This is a genomic window from Photobacterium carnosum (assembly GCF_002849605.1).
GTDB classification, from domain to species: Bacteria; Pseudomonadota; Gammaproteobacteria; order Enterobacterales; family Vibrionaceae; genus Photobacterium; species Photobacterium carnosum.
On sequence record NZ_NPIB01000003.1, the window covers coordinates 218,066 to 235,536 of the forward strand.

Below are 17,471 nucleotides of genomic sequence, written 5' to 3' on the forward strand. Positions count from 1 at the left end.
ATATTAAAGGGTTCTGATTAGTCAGAGCCCTTTTTTTATAATTATTGATAGAGATTTAAAGCTGTTGCTAGTAGATCTATTGTAGTTAGCTACTTGATCGCTCTTTATAGTCGTTAAGCTATTTACATCGATCTTGGTAAATTTAATTTAATAATATCTATTGCGTATTTTGAGATTTATCACTCAATATGTATTTTTTTATCTTCCTTGTATTCGGCTTTATATGCTCTAATTTACTTATAAAATTAATCAATTGGAGTTTATGTATGAGTACAGGTGTTGTTTCTTTTTTTAAATTTACTAAATTAGGCTTTTATCGTTATAGAGAACACGATAATAATGAACCTTTAGAAATGGGAGAAATGCTTGAGTCTCTACATGAATGGTTCCAAGATCGTATATCATTAGAAGATACCTTATTGTGGGATGATGAAACACAAGGTTATTCACATCGAAAAAAAGTATATTTGAAAGCTATTGAATATAACCCAAATACAGGTGATTACATTCTGGTTTTATGGAGAGCTATTGGTCAAGGTAATGGTGTTTACGGTATTCGTGCTGACTCTAGATTAGATGATAATCGTTTGTATAATGCAGATGAAGCCGTTGAAGATAATGCTCGAGTTATTTGGGGTGAAGCAGCATATTACTGGTTCTGTCCAAGACAAAACTTATTTTCTTCTATTCGTTTTCATAATTCTATTGCTGATTCAGCAATGCTTAATTCTTATGTTAAAGATTTTATCTGGCTTCAAAGTAATGTTAAGCGTAAAGTGCGAGAAGTTAAAGAAGGTGCTCAAGGAAGTTATACTACCGTAACGTTTAGATCTGATGATGATACGAATCAAGATACATTGTGGTTCCGTTGTGAAAATAAGCAATATACTAAGCTCACAACTCAGGCCGATCTTAGTCAAATAGCTAGAGATATAACTCATTTCGTTCAACGTGATGTAATAGCAGCACGTACAATTCAAGAACAAGATTGGACCAGATTTTTTAGAACCTCACCGTTTGTTTCTGGAGAAGTGACTAAAGATACTCGTAAGATTGAAATTAACATAGAAGCTAAACCTACCGTTGAAGAGTTACAACAAGTCTTTGCTCGTTATAACGAAGATTATAGTGGGTTAGATGATTGGCGTAATCTTGGATTTAAAAAAGAAGGGGTTGGTGGGATTTGTTGGTTAAATAAATTTGTTGTAAAAAACACTCTAGTTGTAAGTGATTTAGCAGAAGGTGGTATTGATGATACTGGTCATTATACACCTAAGCGCTTGTTTACAGCCTTAGAGTTAAACCGAGATAGCTTACTTGCTCCCTTTGCTCAAGATGAGCATCAAGAGGACACTGTTAACGGGTGATGAAATGGAATCGCCAAGTATAAGATTTATAATCTGGCATGTGGTTATTTTATTCGTAATAGTCACTGTTAGTTATTGTTTTAGAAACGATATAGAATTTAAAGATGTACAAAATTTGATTTCGATTCTTCAAAATACATCAGCTATGATTTTTACTATCATGGGTTTATGGATTGCTTATGTTTACCCTCAAGTCATTCTAAGCTTGGTTCAATCATCGAAAGTAATACCTATTTTTTCCAAAGAAAATGAAAGAGCAGTAAAATCGTTAGTTGGTGTGATTGTTGTATCTGCGATGATAATGGGAATACTAGTGATAGGAACATCACTACAGATATTCATTGTTAAAACTAGTCTATTTGCTAGTTATTCGAGTGTATTTTGTGCTTTAGGTATTGGCTCATTGTTAACGTTAACCTACGCTCAACTATTTTGTATTTACATGGTGGTTATTAGTAGCGTTAATTTTGTGATTAAACTAAAAAATGTAAAAAATAAGATTGGATTATCAAAAAAATTAGATGGTAAATAATAAAAAGGTGATCATTTGATGGTCACTTTTTTATACGGTATTACCGATAATGCTTGATTTCTAGATCTTAATAATAGTTTTACTAATGCTCATTATAGTATTCAAATTGTTTTATCTTTTTGGCTGCAAGCAGTCATCAACCGTCTTACAATCGATTTAATCATGTGGTTGATACCAGATGAACCAATAATAGTTAAGCGGCTTATAATGGTTTTTAGCAAGATTGATAATGATGGTTTCTACTGACCCATTGATTTTAAACGGTGAGTGAGTCTATTTTACTTTTGGCAATGCCAAGCATCATACTTATCTATTCTTGAATATTTATAAAAACATCAGTAATATAAATAAGGTCACTCAAGCTTGAGTGGCTTTTTTTTTCGATGAACAATACAATGTATTTTTAATCTAAATGTCATAGATAAAGACTATTGATTCCAGTGATTGTCACTCTGACATTTTATTGACAAAGCACTGTTCTACAATGTTAAGCTACGAGCATGAAAACGTATGTGTTAGCCTTTTCTTTATTCTTTTCTGCTGCGTCATTTGCAGAAGCTCAAACATTTCCAGAACGATTAAATGCAGTTCGTTCTGAACTATTGAAACATAAGCCTTTAGCAACATACGATTTCCGTAAACTTCAGAGCTTATATCCGGGTCCTTTGTTAGTTCCTGAAACATTATTGCCACAAACAAATGAATACCCGTTGAATGCCTTGCGTCAGTTGTACCATAATTCATTAAACTGTAAAGGGCCATGGCCATTATCTCCATTAGTGACTCAACCTCTTGTATTTACTCGTGCTATTTGTTTTAAAACCAAGCTACCATCGAGTTGGTTTGTACGTTCAGGGTATATTCATCCCGGTGGTGGTAGTTATGCCTATCGTTATATTCAGAAACATCCGAATATGGCGATAAAATACAGTAAATATTTACATATAAAAGAACGTCCGATTGTTGCCGCAACGACGATTTTAGGTCGATTGCAGCGAATGAATAATGATGAGATACACGCATTTATTTCAGGCGCACAATTCTTTATATCAAATAGTGAACTTTGGGTTCGTAATGGTAATGAATATCGTGTTTTTGGTAAGATAACATGGACAAAAATGCTTAATCGCTATCAATTACATTTTAAACATTTAGATCAAAATGATTTTTGTTTAGCGAAAAATGGTAATATTTGTTGGCGTGAAGATAATAAATCTCATGTAACTTATTATTTATTAATAGGTTTACTTGTAATGAATGCTGGTTTGTTATTGAGCTGGATTATTTATCGATATCGGATCCGTCGTCGAACGATGGAAGAGCGGATGTTAGTATTACAAATATTAACCCATGAATTACGAACACCTATTGCTAGTTTAGCCATGACGGTTGAAGGTTTTCGACGCCATTTTGATGAATTACCTGAAGGTTTATATGATGAATTTCGTCGTTTAACGGATGATTCTCGTCGGTTACGTCAATTAGCCGAAGCGAGTAAAGATTATCTTCAAGCGAATCAACAACAGTTAAGCGTTCAAAATGTTGAGTCACTAAATGAATGGCTAGGTTATATTACTGAAAAATATGATGTTATATTAAAACCAGAAGAAGATAGAAGTGTTTTGGTTAATATTTATTGGCTAGGTACTTGTATTGATAACCTACTATCCAATGCTCATAAATATGGCGTAATGCCAGTTAGTTTATCGTCATCGTATAAAAATGGGATTTTGACGCTGGTTGTTCAAGATGAAGGGCAACTTAGTGCAAAAGATTGGTCTCGTTTAAGAAAACCCTTTGTTAGTTCTCAAGGCTTAGGTCTTGGTTTAACAATTGTTGAATCGATGATTCATAGAATGGGAGGGCGAATGAAACTCATTGGTCCACCTACAACATTTATTTTGGAGATTCCGTGTGAATCAAACTCTGCTACTGGTTGAAGATGACCGGAACCTTGCTGATGGTTTACTCGACTGCTTAAAGCAAGCTGGATACAATTGCTTATATGCAGATTGTGCGACTAAAGTTGCTGCTTTATGGCGAGATGCCGATCTTGTTGTACTTGATCGCCAATTACCGGAAGGTGATTCACTTGATTATTTATCAGGTTGGTTAAAAAAGAAATATGTTCCTGTTATTTTATTAACAGCGATGGTTTCAATTAACGACAAAGTGATCGGGTTAGATTCTGGTGCAAAAGACTATTTAACGAAGCCATTTGCTGAAGAGGAGTTATTGGCTCGTGTTCGAGTACATTTACGCGGTGAAGATGGTGATATGGCCGCTATTAATATTATCTCAGTGGGTAATATTACGATTAATCAAGAAAGCCGCGAAGTTTTTCATGGCAGTGATAGTGTAACCTTGACACGCACTGAGTTTGAATTACTGGCATTTTTAGCTAAAAATGCTGGTCGTGTATTTACTCGTGATGAATTGTTAGATCAAGTGTGGGGTTACAATCACTACCCAACAACGCGTACTGTTGATACTCATATTTTGCAATTACGTCAAAAATTGCCTGATATTGAGATTGAAACATTACGTGGTGTTGGATATCGAATGAAGCCATAAGATTTAGGTACCGTATTCCATGAGAATAAACAAGCAAAAACGCTGGCTTATGGGATTATTGTTAGTGCATTCGACGTTATTTTCGTCGAGTGCATTTGCATCATCTGATTGGTTTGTATCGCAAGATCTTTATACGATGGCGCATAAAGAATTACTTGAAGATAATACAGCTGCTGTTTTTCAAACGATAATTCAAGCATGGCAACAATCCCCTAATAGCGTACAAGCTAACAATCTTGATCAATTACTTAATTTAGCCATCAGTGAAGATTGTGGGCATAGCCTTGAGCGTAAAGTTTTACCTGTTTGGTTACCGAAATTATCAATTGAACGCCAAGTTGAGCAGAACCTGAATCAACAATTATTAAAAATTTCTGTTGTTGGTCTTACTCGCAGTGATATTACGAATATTAGCCTGACGAAATGGCCGAATAAACCGTTATTGCAAGGTGCTCCATCTATTGATGATGGTGGTTTTTTTTCTGTTAAAACAAAGCGTTTAAATGAACCTGTTTCTGCTGGGCTGTATAAACTATCAATTACTGCTGAGAATAAGCCCGCTTGGGTTGACTGGATTGTTTTAACAACACCTGCGGATAAACAAGAAATTAGCTGGAAAGACAGTAAAACGTGGCGTATTAGCAATATTGAAAAAAATAATGGTAATTGTCCGTCTCCAACATTAAATATAAAGTTATATGATCTTAATGATACAACATGGCATTCTATTTGGAGTCAAGAGTCTGACTCAGATTGGCCAACAACATTGCCTAAATTAAATGTTCCTGAGGGGCGTTATTGGCTCAGTGTTGGTATGGTAAAGACGCGTTGGCAAGGTGAAATCTCGATTTTAGATATTCAACGTATTACTCGTCCAGTCGATTATATTGGCGATGATGATTAAGATAATTCATAACTAAATGGCTATTACATTTAACTTTTACTGGTTAAATTATGTAATGGTCATTTTTTTTCCTTTAAATTCAGATAAATAAAACTAATTAGAGAAAAGATAGAAATAGCACTGTAAACATGTATAATTTATACATGTTTACAGTGAGGTAGTATGATGCAAATTATAGATCGAGCACAAGAAGAAAAAATCCCACCGTTATTCCGACTCGCATTTCGTCCGTTTTTTATCGGAGCAGCAATTTATGCTGTGATTTCAATTGCATTATGGGGTTTGTTTTGGTCTGGTAATACTCACATTAGCCAATTTATGTATGGTAATCCGTTATGGTGGCATAGCCATGAAATGTTATTTGGATTTACAGGTGCGGTTATTGTTGGATTTTTATTAACGGCAGTACAAACATGGACCGGACAAACAGGAGTAAAAGGGTTCAAGTTAGCCTTTCTATTTAGTTTATGGCTTATTGCACGGTTAGGATTGATTTTTGCTACACCGAGTTATTTATGGATGGTCGTTGATTGTGCTTGGATTGTTGTCGCAACTGTTTTTTTAGCAATACCCATTATTAGAGTGAAGCAATGGCGCAATTTGTTTTTTGTACCCGTTTTAATTATATTTACATTACTCAATGTTAAATATCATTTAATGGTACTCAAGGTTATTCCTTACGATTTAAAAGCAACGGCATTAACAACACTGACTATTATTGCTGCGGTGGTATTAGTTGTGGGTGGAAGAGTGATCCCATTCTTTACCTCACGAGGAACACAGACTGCGACGATCACACGCATTCCAATGCTTGAATACGCCGCATTGGTGCCTATTTGGATATTACTAATACTCACTATTTTTCCTATTACCGTTTCAGCAAATGTATTAGCGACAACCTATATTATTGCTGCTGTGACTAATTTAGTGCGTCTGTGTCGCTGGCGTAGTTATAAAACAAAAACAGTACCGTTATTATGGTCGCTACATGGGGCTTATTTATCAATGATTATTGGTTTAGCATGGCTTGGTGGAAGTTATATTGATCATAATATGAGCTCGGCTATTGGGATCCATCTCATTGCTATTGGTGGTATTGGCGCAATGATACTTGCGATGATGGCGCGTGTTTCATTAGGACATACAGGACGAAAATTACAGGTGGGTCGTTGGATGATGATCGCATTTGTTAGCATATTTGGTTCGTTATTAGCGCGAACATTATTAGTGGTTGTAATGCCAATAGCGGCGGTAGATGCATATGTTATTTCAGCCGTTTTATGGGTAATTGCATTTACTATTTTTAGTGTGGTTTATTTTCCAATATTAACGAAAGCTCGTGCTGATGGTCATCCTGGTTAATCTGTATTCAGTAAGGATAAACAGTGACATTGTTTCACTTTACTCCTAGAATACCTACCCGTTTACGAAGTTAAGAAGAATGATATGTATAATCACACGCCGACATTAACGCACTCAGAACAGCAAGTAGCTGCAGAGCGTATTCATGATCTTATGGCTACAGGTATTAGTAGCGGTGAAGCTATCATGATTGTTGCTCATGAGATTCGTGAAGCGGATATGAAGCGTCGTCAGGATGCTGGCGAATTCTCTGCGGATGAAGAAGAATAAAACTAAGTTATCATTCGTAACTATCTAATAAATAAAAAGAGCCTTTATGGCTCTTTTTTTATTTTTGAATAATTTCATTTCAAATAAATGACTAGCAACAAGGAATGTATTACTTCTACAATGAACTAATAAAATAATAAAGTATCGAGGAAACATTGATGGATAGTCGTTATTTAGTAGCACAAGAATTTGCAAAAAAACGTCACGGTGAGCAAAAATATGGCGAAACCCCATATGCAGTGCATCTTAATACTGTAGCAAAATTGGCTCAACCATTTGGCATCGATGCGATGATTGTTGCCCAATTACATGATGTGATTGAAGATACGGATACTAATTTTAACGAATTAGTTGATCGCTTTGGTTTTACGATTGCTGATGCGGTTAATTCTGTTACTGATGTGAAATTAGAAGATCGTGCGAAAAGAAAATTAGAAATTAACCATCGTCTAGCAGCTTTAAACATTACAGAAGATGCTGCACGTTTAGCTCTGATAGTGAAAGTGTGTGATCGTTTAGCGAATGTGCGTTCAAGTAGTAAAAGCTCACCACGACATTATAAAATGTATCAACATGAACATTCTGCATTTAAAGATGCAGTCTATCGTCCAGGTCTTTGTGATGATTTATGGAGAGAACTAGATGGCCTCATTATTGGTCAACCTGAAGCTACGTTATGTAAGTAATATCTTCACTTTTCGACAAAACAGAGGCCTAACATTGTGTTAGGCCTTTTTATTTATATCAGCACTATTTGGGTCTAGGTCAGTCTTTATCGTAAATAGTCGGGATTGGCTGACGTTTATGCTGAGTTGCACGATAAATACTAATTAAACGTTCACTGACAAATTCATCAACGGGTTTACCTTCAAGGAAGTCATCAATTTGGTCATAAGTAACCAATAATGCCTCTTCATCCGCTTTCTGTGGTGCCAATTCTTCTAAATCAGCGGTAGGCACTTTAGCCACAAGATGTTCAGGCGCGCCTAATTTAGCGGCAATGCTACGAATTTGACGTTTATTTAAACCAAAAAGAGGAGCAAGATCACAAGCACCATCACCAAATTTAGTGTAGAACCCTGTAATATTTTCTGCTGAATGATCTGTACCAATAACAAGACCACCGACTAAGCCAGCGATTTCATATTGTGCAATCATACGTGCGCGTGCTTTAACATTGCCTTTTACAAAATCGACTTTAGCCGCGTCGGTTGGAATTAAAGTTGTACCTTCTAATCCTAATAAAGCACTGGCATGTAGTCCATCAACACCCGTTTTGATATTTACACTAACAGATTGACTAGGTTGGATAAACTGTAAAGCATGTTGTGCTTCATCTTCATCTTGTTGCTCGCCATAAGGAAGGCGAACAGCGATGAACTGATAATCATTGCTCGTTGTTATTGTATTTAAATCATTGATAGCAAGTTGTGCTAAACGGCCACAAGTTGTTGAGTCAACACCTCCGCTAATACCTAGAACTAAAGATTTACAACCAGATTGCTTAAGTTTTTTCTGGATGAAAGCAATACGGCGCTGGATTTCAAATTCAATATCGATAGTGGGTAGTACGCGCATCTGCTCACGGATAAGTTGTTCCATGGATCATGAATCCTTAAGGCTTTTGCCCAAATATTAATCATTTAAAACGACATAACGGAAAAATGAGAATTCAGCCATTACACCTTTATCAAAATCATGCGATAACTCTAACTAAGGATCAATGCTCAAGCGTGAATTTATATAAAATAATGCCGTTTTAGCGTAAAAACAGTACGATACTAAAGAATATTTCCTAAACTAGGTTGTATTTATAAGGTTGGTAATTAAGAGGGGAGTGATTGAAATATGAAACAGACACTGGCAGTTTTTGGTAGTGCATTTAACCCTCCAAGTTTAGGCCATCGTTCGGTATTAGAGCGACTAAGTCAGTTTGATAAGGTGTTATTGCTTCCTAGCTATCAACATGCGTGGGGGAAAGTGATGCTTGATTATGATGCTCGCTGTGATCTTGTTCGTGCATTTATCAGTGATATTGGACAATCTAATCTAGAATTGTCTACATTAGAACAACAAATTGCCATTGGTGATAACGCTGTCACAACATATTCTGTACTTAAAAACTTACAATTAAAGCACCCAGATACCAATATTACCTTTGTTGTTGGGCCCGATAATTTTCTGAATTTTCATCGATTTTATAAAGCAGATGAAATCCTAAAACAATGGCAAATTATGGCATGTCCGGAAACAGTTCCAATACGAAGTACTTTAATTCGAGAGGCATTGGCAAGTAATGATGATATTAGCCAATATACGACGCCAACAGTTAAATTAATGCTCATGAATGATGAACGTTTTCTATTTTCTCATTAACGAACGGATAGTTAATATTGCGCATGAATACGATGAAAGCAGTGATACTTATTATGATGAGTAACGTAATTTATTCATCATCTGCCTATGCTTATCCATGTAAATTGATATCTCATGAAGTCATTAAAACAGATGATCATTTGTTTCAATTTGATCATGCAGCCTGTCTATCATCGAATAATGCTGACAATATTCCATTTTTACATGTTAAGACTAATTCTTATGATCACGCTCAACAATTCAGTGATTGGAAACAAGATCATAATTATAACACCAGTGATTTTTGGAATTTGTGGAATGATGATTTTTCTGATCATCCTGTTTTTACTGACCATAATGATTCAATGTACTACGGTTTAGGATTTTGGTTGCCAAGAAAATATAATAATGAAGAGGTTGACGATGTGGTTGATGCCGAGCAATGGGTATTAAATCATGGTGTCCAAATGAGTTTAGGTTTTGGTGATCCAAATGATGATAGCACCCAGGTACGATTAGATTATCGCTGGCATACCAAGAGTAATGTTGATGATGGCATTTCATTACAAGTACATGTGCCGTTGAATTAAGAAAGATCCGATGGCGATTTAATATAAAAGCAATCAAACATGAAACGGAAGATAATGCCCATATTCATAATGGGCATTATTTTAAGATCAGGGATTATTATTGAAAGGACTTGCCTAGAATCGCCATCGCAAGCGCTTCAAGTAATACTTCTGATGTATTTAGCTGCGCTGCAATTTGCGGTAATTTTCTTCCTGAACGGATTAATTTCACCGTTTCACGTATGGTAAGACAAGATTCAAATTCTTTTAATGTCATCCCTAATACAGGTTGTATCGTTTTAATTGCTGATGAGTCAGTAACTTTATGACCATTAAGTAATAAGGCTAACGCACTATGATAGTGTTTGCTAATTGCAGGTGATAACGATTGGGTAGAGGCTGATAAGTTTGCTACTTGATCGGCCACGACTTTAAGTAAGCGTCCATCGACACCATTCCAATCATTTTCTTCAACTGGCTGTTTTTCAAGTTCGACCAATAAGGCATTAAGTAACGGGGTTACGATAAAGAACCCTGCATCACGACACAATGGTTGTCGTAAACGGATTGAAAACGCAACTTTAAAAAACTGCGTGCCAGGTAAAATCGTTAATGCATGTAAACAATCAAAGGGTACCCAAAACCCCTGTCCTTTGGACATGAGGTGCTCATGTTTACCTAAACGTATTAATATGCTGCCGCTATTCACAACAATAAAGTAGGCGTTGTGACTTTTACGACGAGAACCAACGAAAAGAAAAGGGTGCTCGTTATTGGAAAACTCAATGGCTTGTTTCATAATGTCTCTCTAACTCGATATCTTATACATATTCGGCTGTTTTTGTTTCATCGTCAACATTGCATAGGCGACAATAATCAAAATCAGTGTATGATTGGTCGTTTTTGCATTAGAACGCACTTTTTATGATTAATAGTGGTTGAAAATTCAACGACTCGCTATGGTTAGATCTTCAACCATATTCCTTATCGATTTAGGTTATTAGGTAAAATAATATTTACCAAAAAATAACTGATTTTTTCAAGATGAAGCCTTATTGTGTGTATAGATAACGATATTTATAAAGAGATCCGCCCTTACAACGATAACGAAGTTAAAGGGGCTATTAAACGCCTTATTGAGGATAAAGATTTTATCAATGCTATTTTAAAATACCGCTTTCCTCATGCTTCCGGTATGTTTGGGTGGTTGCTTATTCCATTAATAAAACGTTTTCTTGTTAAAAAATGGTCAAATGTGGCCAGTGTTAAAGACGTACAAGATTATGTTGCTAAGTATATGCGAGCAACAATAGATCATTCATGTGACGGTGTAACTATAACCGGCTTGGATAAGCTCGACCCAAATAAAGCCTACTTATTTGTTTCTAATCATCGTGATATTGCAATGGATCCTGCGATGGTGAATTGGTGTTTATTCAATAATAATTTCACTACAGTTCGTATTGCGATTGGTGATAATTTACTTAAAAAGCCTTGTGCAACTGAATTGATGCGTTTAAATAAGAGTTTTATTGTTAAACGTTCATCAAAAGGCCCTCGTGAGTTAATGAAGTCATTAGGTCTACTTTCTAGTTATATTTCACATTCTTTAATGACGGGCAATAATATTTGGATAGCACAAAAAGAAGGCCGAGCAAAAGACGGTAACGATAAAACTGATCCTGCTATTTTGAAGATGTTCTTCATGGAAGGACGTAAGCAAAAAATGCCCTTTGCTGAGTTTATGAGTGGCTTAAATATTGTTCCTGTTGCTATTTCATATGAAAATGACCCTTGTGATTTGGCTAAAGCACAAGAGCTTTACCAAAAAGAGACGACGGGAACGTATGAAAAATCTGAATTTGAAGATATTGAAAGTATTGTCCAAGGTATTGTCGGACAGAAACGCAGAATCCATATCAGCTTTGGTGATGTGATCACCAATGCGCCAGAAACACCTGATGAAATGGCTGCAATTATTGACAAGCAAATAACTGAAAATTATCATTTATTCCCATCAAATTATATTGCAGCAGAGATTGAATCGGATCAAGTAACGGCGGAAGAGCAACAGTTGTTTGCACAGAAATTAGCCGATCAACCACAAGGTGTACAAGCGATTTTACGCCGTATGTATGCATTCCCGGCTCAGAAAAAACAGCCCCTAGAATAAATACATTTATTTTAAAGCCAATAACGCGGCTATTGCTATAATAGCAATAGCCGCGTTATTGTTTGTGGTTATATTTTTACTTAGATTATTTTTGGCTATGATTGCGGTGTTTTATACGGTGCTTGTGCCATACGATCGGCCATAAAATCAATAAAGCAACGTACTTTAGGTGCTAAGTATTTTCGTCGTGGATAAACAGCATAGATGGGTAAATCGACAGTTGTTTTCCACTCAGGAAGTAATTGAATTAATTTGTTATTTTTAATTTCATTGGTCATTAAGTATGTTGATAAATAGGCAATACCTAAGCCACTAACCGCCGCGTCCAATACCGCGGGGGCATTATCTATACGGTAATTGCCTCGAACACGAATTGATTGTTGTACACCATCACGAGAGAAAGCCCAATTGACATATTTACGTTCGCGGCTTTGATAAGTAATGCAATTGTGGCGGCGTAAATCACTTGGTGTTTCAGGTTGACCATGCTGAGCAATATAATCTGGCGAAGCAACGACGACAAATTCACAATTAGCTAATTTTCTTGCCACCATACCTTCCGGCGGATGCTCATGAATCGCTATCCAGCAATCAAATCCTTCTTCTAATAAATTAGGTCGATGATCAAATAGACTAATTTCTAATTCTAATTCAGGATTACTTTTTTGAAATTCAGCTAAGGCCGATGTGATGTGAATATTGCCAAAAGATTGTGCAATACCAATTCGTAACACACCTTTGATTTCATTACGATAACCAGCGACCATCGCTTCAGCTTCATTAACGGTATCAACCAGTTGTTGACCATAATCGGCATACTGTAAACCGATTTCAGTTAAGGCCACTGTGCGTGTGCTACGTTGGACTAATTGACAGCCTAAGCGTTCTTCTAAGTAACGTACTTGTTTACTTACTTGAGATTTAGAGATGCCTAATCGTTCTGCTGCTCGAGTGAAATTTTGTTCATGACCTATCGCTGCCAAAATAACCATTTGTTGAAGATTTTCTAACATAGTATCTACTCGAAAGAGAAAAGCAAAGTAGGGGGACTTTATATAACTTTGCTTGTTATTACATAAGAAGAATATGATTTCTATCATAGAGGATTATGTTCATTATTAAAATGATATGGTGCAATAAAGAAATCAATCATCGATATTAGTAATAATATGTATCTGTACAAACGATTTTAGTAATAGATAAACAATCGTTACAATCATCACTTCACTATAGGAGATGTGATTAATGATAACGGTTTTTTGGCAGTTTTTAATCTTAGGGCTGTGTAGTTTCGGTGGTCCAGCTGCACATATAGGTTATTTTCAACAAGCATTTGTTGTAAAAAAGAAATGGCTTAGTGATAAGGATTTCACACAAGCGATTGCATTATGTCAATTTTTACCTGGTCCTGCGAGTAGTCAGCTTGGAATGTATATTGGCTATAAAAAAGCAGGTTATCTAGGATCTATTGCCGCTTTTATTGGTTTTACCTTACCTTCTTTTTCATTATTAACTTTTCTTGCTATTGCCAATAATACATTTGGTAATTCTGTTATTGTTGAACATATTATTACAGCAGCAAAATTATTAGCGGTTGTGGTTATTGCTGATGCATTGTGGGGAATGGCAAAGAAGAGTTTAACGTCGATACCCACAGTGGCCACTACGTTATTAACCATGATATGGCTGATGTTTAGTCATGGATTACTTGGACAAATTATACCTATTGTTGTGGCAAGTCTTATTGGCTATTTATGGTCATTTAAAGTCCAAACGACTATTGATAATGTGAGAGTAAAACCTATTCGACCACACATGGGACTATTAAGTGTTTTTGTCGGTTTATTCATTTTATTACCGTTAATGCCAGCAACTAATGATAACGTTAAATTATTGACTATTTTTTATCAAGCGGGGAGTTTTGTTTTTGGCGGTGGACATGTTGTTTTACCATTATTACAACCTATGCTCGCCGGAATGGTAACGGATAATACTTTTCTAAGTGCTTATGCTTCGGCACAATTAGTACCAGGACCGATGTTTACCATGGCGAGTTATCTTGGTGCTTCAGCTATGCCTACAATGCCGATTTGGGGAAGCTTGATTGCGACTATTGCTGTTTTTCTTCCTGGTAGTTTATTGTTATTTGCTTTTCTGCCAGCTTGGAAAGCTTTGTTTAGTCATCCTCGTTTAATACACGCTATTGTATTGATAAATGCCTGTGTTGTTGGTTTATTGGGATATGCATTTATTAACCCAGTAATAATAAGTTCGATTAAATCTATAATAGATATTATTGCAGTAATCGTGGGCTATATCTTAATTAAGAAATATCAATCTCCAGTATGGGTGGTCGCCATATTGTTGTTTCTATATGTGTCGATAATTAATCAATAAAACAAAGAGAGTCTATGGCTCTCTTTGTTTTAACTCTAATGCACTATAACTTTATACTAATTAAACAGATAACACCGTACCATTAAGATTAAGTAAGCTTAAATTAAGAAATGCTTGATAATATATTGTGTTATATTGTCTATGAATTGAATAGGTAAGATGGATAAAAATCAAAGAATGCGTTTAAACATTACCAATTATGATGTATTACGAGCTGTAAAAGCAGAGATTAAACAAAGTGAAGCTCGTATTACTCGGCGAATATATACTGTCGCTATTTTATCAGTAGCAACTATTATTTTTGTACTTATGCTTATTATTACTAGCCAAACGCCTACGACGAGAGATTATGCAGCAGAAGCAATGAAACGATCTTTTGAAGCCGAAAGGGCTGTAAGAATGATTGATGAAACAGTGAATACTCATTTTTTAGAGCTGTCAAAAAATAAACAATAAAAAAGCTCCTAAATAGAGCTTTTATATGAATAGCTATTTTTTACCAATCTAAAATTAATTTATGATTTTCAATGATTAATTCAGGTTTGGTTTTTTTCAAAAGCGCTTGTTCTATTTCATTATCATTAAGTTTATATACTGGTTTTGTTGATAAAACTTGGCTTAAAAAAGAAACAATAGGCGTAATAACCGGTTTAGTTAATACATTGTTTAGCCGCTGAGGTGTAATATCTAATGATTCAATATTAAGGTTTTTTAAATAAATAGCACCTTGGTCTTGGTTATAATAGGGGATAGCACTAAAATTTGCTTTGATTGAGATGTTTTGAGTTGGTTGTCCCATTAACTCTAAATCGGCAGTTGCTGTCGCTGCAACATTTACTTTATTTTTAGCGACACGTCCAATACCAACCTTAATATTATCAAATTTACCGGTAGCATAGGCTAAGCCTTGAATACCAACTGAATGATTAAATTGAGTCTCTTTATTTAAATAAGATTGCATTTCATTTTCAGTGACACCGTAACTAGCACAACCTGAGAAGAACACTACCGAACCCGCAAGTAATAATGATTTTAAATGCATAACAAACCTTAACTATAGCGATAAAAGAGCACCTAATGTGCTCCATTATATAATAGCAAACAATCTATCATGCAGTGCTAGCAAATAGTGTCGAGATATAACAATTATCACGAGAAGGTAAGTTGTTTAAATAGAATATGTTATATCTCCATGCGATCTAGATAATCATCAGGTTTAACGTGTTTTCCATCGGTAAGAAAGATGGCAAGTGATTATAAATTCTCGTCCAGAACGCTATTAATGGTAAAAATTAACAATTAAAACCTCTATATTATTGATAGGTAGCGGCTATTGATTATTAATAATTCATAAGTGAAACATAAGCAACCATATTTAACCCCTAAATGATATTGATTCTCATTTGTAAATTTAGTAAAGTAACTCCATGACAAAGGAGTCACTTATGAATAAAGCATCTATTAGCCTTGATATGCAGCCAACCCCATTTAGCTTTAAGTTAAAAAAGAAATTACTTTTATTAGGCCCTGCATTCATTGCTGCTATTGGTTACATTGATCCTGGTAATTTCGCAACGAATATTGAGGCAGGTTCAGCCTTCGGTTACCAACTATTATGGGTTGTACTATGGGCTAATTTAATGGCGATGTTGATTCAATATCTGTCTGCAAAATTAGGCATTGTTACAGGTAAAAATTTAGCTGAACATTTACGTGATCATCTTCCTAAATGGGCAATAGCTCCATATTGGGTACAAGCTGAAATAATTGCGATGGCAACCGATCTTGCAGAATTTATTGGTGCGGCCGTTGGCTTTCAATTATTGTTTGGTATTAGCTTAATGGAAGGGGCTGTTATCACGGCAATAGTGACAATGATGATATTAATGCTTAACAATAAAAGTCAAAAACCACTTGAAGTCGTTATTGGTGCTTTATTATTACTCGTTGCTATTATTTATATTTTTGAATTATTTATTGCACCGCCAGCATCACATGCTTTAGTGACTGGATTAATTGTTCCAACATTAAACAGTCCACACCAAATTTATTTAGCTGCAGGTATTCTTGGTGCAACGGTAATGCCTCATGTTATTTATCTACACTCAGCATTATTCAAAAACACGTATGGTGAAAAAGTATCAACACGGTTACGTTCAACAAAATATGATGTATTAATTGCAATGGTTATCGCTGGGTTTGTTAATATAGCTATCGTCGCTATGGCGGCTGCAGTATTCCATTATTCAGGTAATCAAGATGTCGCTGAAATAGAAACAGCCTATAAAACATTAACACCATTAGTAGGTAAATCCGCATCAATATTATTTGGTATTTCGCTGGTAGCATCCGGTCTTTCATCAACCGTAGTCGGTACAATGGCTGGTCAAGTTGTAATGCAAGGCTTTGTTAAATTTAGCATTCCAATGTGGTTACGTCGTTCAATTACCATGATCCCATCGTTTGTTGTTATTGCTTTAGCGGTTAATACAACTGAAATTTTAGTCATGAGTCAAGTCGTTCTAAGCTTTGGTATCGCACTCGCAATTATCCCATTACTTTACTTTACCAACAGTAAGTTAATTATGGGTAAATATAAAAATAACAGCGTTATCTCGGTGTTAGGCTTAATTATTGTAGCAATTGTTCTTACCCTTAACATATATTTAAGCTACACATTACTAGCTTGATAATATGTTACTGACTCCTTACTTTACTCCCGATAATAATATTATTATCGGGAATTTCTTTTGTGACAATTCTTTTGCTTATATAATTTATTAAGTGCTTTATATTCTCGTTTTAATGTTTCTTTCTCTCTTTTAGATGCATTAGATAACATCATTGATGATTGTTTTTCAAAACTGTTTATTCGTGATTCTAACCCAGTACAAGGTAATAAAGAATATTGCTGAGTATAATGTTTTATTGTTAGAGCAGAGCTAGATATAGAAAAAACAATGAATGT

At 35.3% G+C, this 17,471-nt stretch carries 18 protein-coding genes; 14 read left to right on the forward strand and 4 right to left on the reverse strand.

Annotated elements, in window-relative coordinates:
• The first annotated feature begins 266 nt into the window (after positions 1–266).
• The 8 genes from CIK00_RS04895 to CIK00_RS04930 all read left to right on the forward strand — a co-directional run bounded on the left by CIK00_RS04895 (position 267) and on the right by CIK00_RS04930 (position 7,695).
• Positions 267–1,367 carry a hypothetical protein gene (locus CIK00_RS04895; RefSeq protein WP_101767795.1) on the forward strand — a complete coding sequence of 367 codons (1,101 nt, stop codon included), beginning with the start codon at positions 267–269 and terminating at the stop codon, positions 1,365–1,367.
• 4 nt (positions 1,368–1,371) lie between these two features.
• The gene (locus CIK00_RS04900) at positions 1,372–1,899 is read left to right on the forward strand and encodes a hypothetical protein (RefSeq protein WP_202820799.1); all 528 of its coding nucleotides are present in this window, start codon (positions 1,372–1,374) and stop codon (positions 1,897–1,899) included.
• 500 nt (positions 1,900–2,399) lie between these two features.
• On the forward strand, positions 2,400–3,839 hold the full coding sequence (vxrA, locus tag CIK00_RS04905) for a sensor histidine kinase VxrA (RefSeq protein WP_101767796.1): 1,440 nt from the start codon (positions 2,400–2,402) through the stop codon (positions 3,837–3,839).
• Entirely contained in the window at positions 3,814–4,473 is a 660-nt protein-coding gene (locus CIK00_RS04910; RefSeq protein ID WP_101767797.1) for a response regulator transcription factor, read from the forward strand. Before vxrA ends, CIK00_RS04910 begins: the two co-directional genes overlap by 26 nt.
• Before the next feature lie 19 nt (positions 4,474–4,492).
• Positions 4,493–5,377, forward strand: a complete 885-nt coding sequence (locus CIK00_RS04915; RefSeq protein WP_101767798.1) for a DUF2861 family protein — start codon at positions 4,493–4,495, stop codon at positions 5,375–5,377.
• A gap of 162 nt (positions 5,378–5,539) precedes the next feature.
• Positions 5,540–6,739: an NnrS family protein gene (locus tag CIK00_RS04920; protein WP_308455493.1), complete on the forward strand. Its 1,200-nt coding sequence runs from the start codon at positions 5,540–5,542 to the stop codon at positions 6,737–6,739.
• An 84-nt stretch (positions 6,740–6,823) separates the two neighbouring features.
• A complete protein-coding gene (locus tag CIK00_RS04925) occupies positions 6,824–7,009 on the forward strand; it encodes a YoaH family protein (RefSeq protein WP_101767799.1) in 186 nt (61 codons plus the stop codon).
• Positions 7,010–7,167: 158 nt separating this feature from the next.
• The gene (locus CIK00_RS04930; protein ID WP_101767800.1) at positions 7,168–7,695 is read left to right on the forward strand and encodes an HD domain-containing protein; all 528 of its coding nucleotides are present in this window, start codon (positions 7,168–7,170) and stop codon (positions 7,693–7,695) included.
• 79 nt (positions 7,696–7,774) lie between these two features.
• Here the strand turns inward: CIK00_RS04930 and nadE are convergent, their stop codons facing one another.
• Complete coding sequence (gene nadE, locus CIK00_RS04935) at positions 7,775–8,611, reverse strand: ammonia-dependent NAD(+) synthetase (protein ID WP_101767801.1); 837 nt, start codon at positions 8,609–8,611, stop codon at positions 7,775–7,777.
• A gap of 246 nt (positions 8,612–8,857) precedes the next feature.
• Between nadE and CIK00_RS04940 the strand changes: the two genes are divergently transcribed.
• Both CIK00_RS04940 and CIK00_RS04945 read left to right on the forward strand, forming a co-directional pair.
• Positions 8,858–9,385, forward strand: coding sequence for a nicotinate-nicotinamide nucleotide adenylyltransferase (locus CIK00_RS04940; protein WP_101767802.1), 528 nt, complete (start codon positions 8,858–8,860; stop codon positions 9,383–9,385).
• Positions 9,386–9,438: 53 nt separating this feature from the next.
• Positions 9,439–9,954 carry a hypothetical protein gene (locus CIK00_RS04945; RefSeq protein ID WP_144043150.1) on the forward strand — a complete coding sequence of 172 codons (516 nt, stop codon included), beginning with the start codon at positions 9,439–9,441 and terminating at the stop codon, positions 9,952–9,954.
• 97 nt (positions 9,955–10,051) lie between these two features.
• Here the strand turns inward: CIK00_RS04945 and CIK00_RS04950 are convergent, their stop codons facing one another.
• Entirely contained in the window at positions 10,052–10,732 is a 681-nt protein-coding gene (locus CIK00_RS04950; RefSeq protein WP_101767804.1) for a hypothetical protein, read from the reverse strand.
• Between the two features lie 258 nt (positions 10,733–10,990).
• Between CIK00_RS04950 and CIK00_RS04955 the strand changes: the two genes are divergently transcribed.
• Positions 10,991–12,106 (forward strand): 1-acyl-sn-glycerol-3-phosphate acyltransferase, encoded by a 1,116-nt coding sequence (locus CIK00_RS04955; protein WP_101767805.1) that lies wholly within the window; start codon positions 10,991–10,993, stop codon positions 12,104–12,106.
• 95 nt (positions 12,107–12,201) lie between these two features.
• On the opposite strand, the gene CIK00_RS04960 is transcribed toward CIK00_RS04955, so the two are convergent.
• Positions 12,202–13,119, reverse strand: a complete 918-nt coding sequence (locus CIK00_RS04960) for a LysR family transcriptional regulator (protein WP_101767806.1) — start codon at positions 13,117–13,119, stop codon at positions 12,202–12,204.
• A gap of 232 nt (positions 13,120–13,351) precedes the next feature.
• Between CIK00_RS04960 and chrA the strand changes: the two genes are divergently transcribed.
• Both chrA and CIK00_RS04970 read left to right on the forward strand, forming a co-directional pair.
• Positions 13,352–14,503 (forward strand): chromate efflux transporter, encoded by a 1,152-nt coding sequence (gene chrA / locus CIK00_RS04965; protein WP_101767807.1) that lies wholly within the window; start codon positions 13,352–13,354, stop codon positions 14,501–14,503.
• 159 nt (positions 14,504–14,662) lie between these two features.
• On the forward strand, positions 14,663–14,959 hold the full coding sequence (locus tag CIK00_RS04970; RefSeq protein ID WP_101767808.1) for a hypothetical protein: 297 nt from the start codon (positions 14,663–14,665) through the stop codon (positions 14,957–14,959).
• Between the two features lie 40 nt (positions 14,960–14,999).
• Here the strand turns inward: CIK00_RS04970 and CIK00_RS04975 are convergent, their stop codons facing one another.
• Positions 15,000–15,545 carry a DUF1439 domain-containing protein gene (locus tag CIK00_RS04975; protein ID WP_101767809.1) on the reverse strand — a complete coding sequence of 182 codons (546 nt, stop codon included), beginning with the start codon at positions 15,543–15,545 and terminating at the stop codon, positions 15,000–15,002.
• Between the two features lie 403 nt (positions 15,546–15,948).
• Between CIK00_RS04975 and CIK00_RS04980 the strand changes: the two genes are divergently transcribed.
• Positions 15,949–17,193, forward strand: a complete 1,245-nt coding sequence (locus CIK00_RS04980; protein WP_373322854.1) for an Nramp family divalent metal transporter — start codon at positions 15,949–15,951, stop codon at positions 17,191–17,193.
• Positions 17,194–17,471: the final 278 nt, after the last annotated feature.

What these genes read in the sequence shown, in the direction of transcription:
- CIK00_RS04930 (WP_101767800.1), top strand. Translation starts at nt 7,168, where the DNA reads ATGGATAGTCGTTATTTAGTAGCACAAGAATTTGCAAAAAAACGTCAC.
- vxrA (WP_101767796.1), top strand. Translation starts at nt 2,400, where the DNA reads ATGAAAACGTATGTGTTAGCCTTTTCTTTATTCTTTTCTGCTGCGTCA.
- nadE (WP_101767801.1), bottom strand. Translation starts at nt 8,611, where the DNA reads ATGGAACAACTTATCCGTGAGCAGATGCGCGTACTACCCACTATCGAT.
- CIK00_RS04970 (WP_101767808.1), top strand. Translation starts at nt 14,663, where the DNA reads ATGGATAAAAATCAAAGAATGCGTTTAAACATTACCAATTATGATGTA.
- CIK00_RS04950 (WP_101767804.1), bottom strand. Translation starts at nt 10,732, where the DNA reads ATGAAACAAGCCATTGAGTTTTCCAATAACGAGCACCCTTTTCTTTTC.
- CIK00_RS04925 (WP_101767799.1), top strand. Translation starts at nt 6,824, where the DNA reads ATGTATAATCACACGCCGACATTAACGCACTCAGAACAGCAAGTAGCT.
- CIK00_RS04900 (WP_202820799.1), top strand. Translation starts at nt 1,372, where the DNA reads ATGGAATCGCCAAGTATAAGATTTATAATCTGGCATGTGGTTATTTTA.
- CIK00_RS04920 (WP_308455493.1), top strand. Translation starts at nt 5,540, where the DNA reads ATGATGCAAATTATAGATCGAGCACAAGAAGAAAAAATCCCACCGTTA.
- CIK00_RS04980 (WP_373322854.1), top strand. Translation starts at nt 15,949, where the DNA reads ATGAATAAAGCATCTATTAGCCTTGATATGCAGCCAACCCCATTTAGC.
- CIK00_RS04940 (WP_101767802.1), top strand. Translation starts at nt 8,858, where the DNA reads ATGAAACAGACACTGGCAGTTTTTGGTAGTGCATTTAACCCTCCAAGT.
- CIK00_RS04945 (WP_144043150.1), top strand. Translation starts at nt 9,439, where the DNA reads ATGATGAGTAACGTAATTTATTCATCATCTGCCTATGCTTATCCATGT.
- CIK00_RS04960 (WP_101767806.1), bottom strand. Translation starts at nt 13,119, where the DNA reads ATGTTAGAAAATCTTCAACAAATGGTTATTTTGGCAGCGATAGGTCAT.
- CIK00_RS04975 (WP_101767809.1), bottom strand. Translation starts at nt 15,545, where the DNA reads ATGCATTTAAAATCATTATTACTTGCGGGTTCGGTAGTGTTCTTCTCA.
- CIK00_RS04895 (WP_101767795.1), top strand. Translation starts at nt 267, where the DNA reads ATGAGTACAGGTGTTGTTTCTTTTTTTAAATTTACTAAATTAGGCTTT.
- CIK00_RS04915 (WP_101767798.1), top strand. Translation starts at nt 4,493, where the DNA reads ATGAGAATAAACAAGCAAAAACGCTGGCTTATGGGATTATTGTTAGTG.
- chrA (WP_101767807.1), top strand. Translation starts at nt 13,352, where the DNA reads ATGATAACGGTTTTTTGGCAGTTTTTAATCTTAGGGCTGTGTAGTTTC.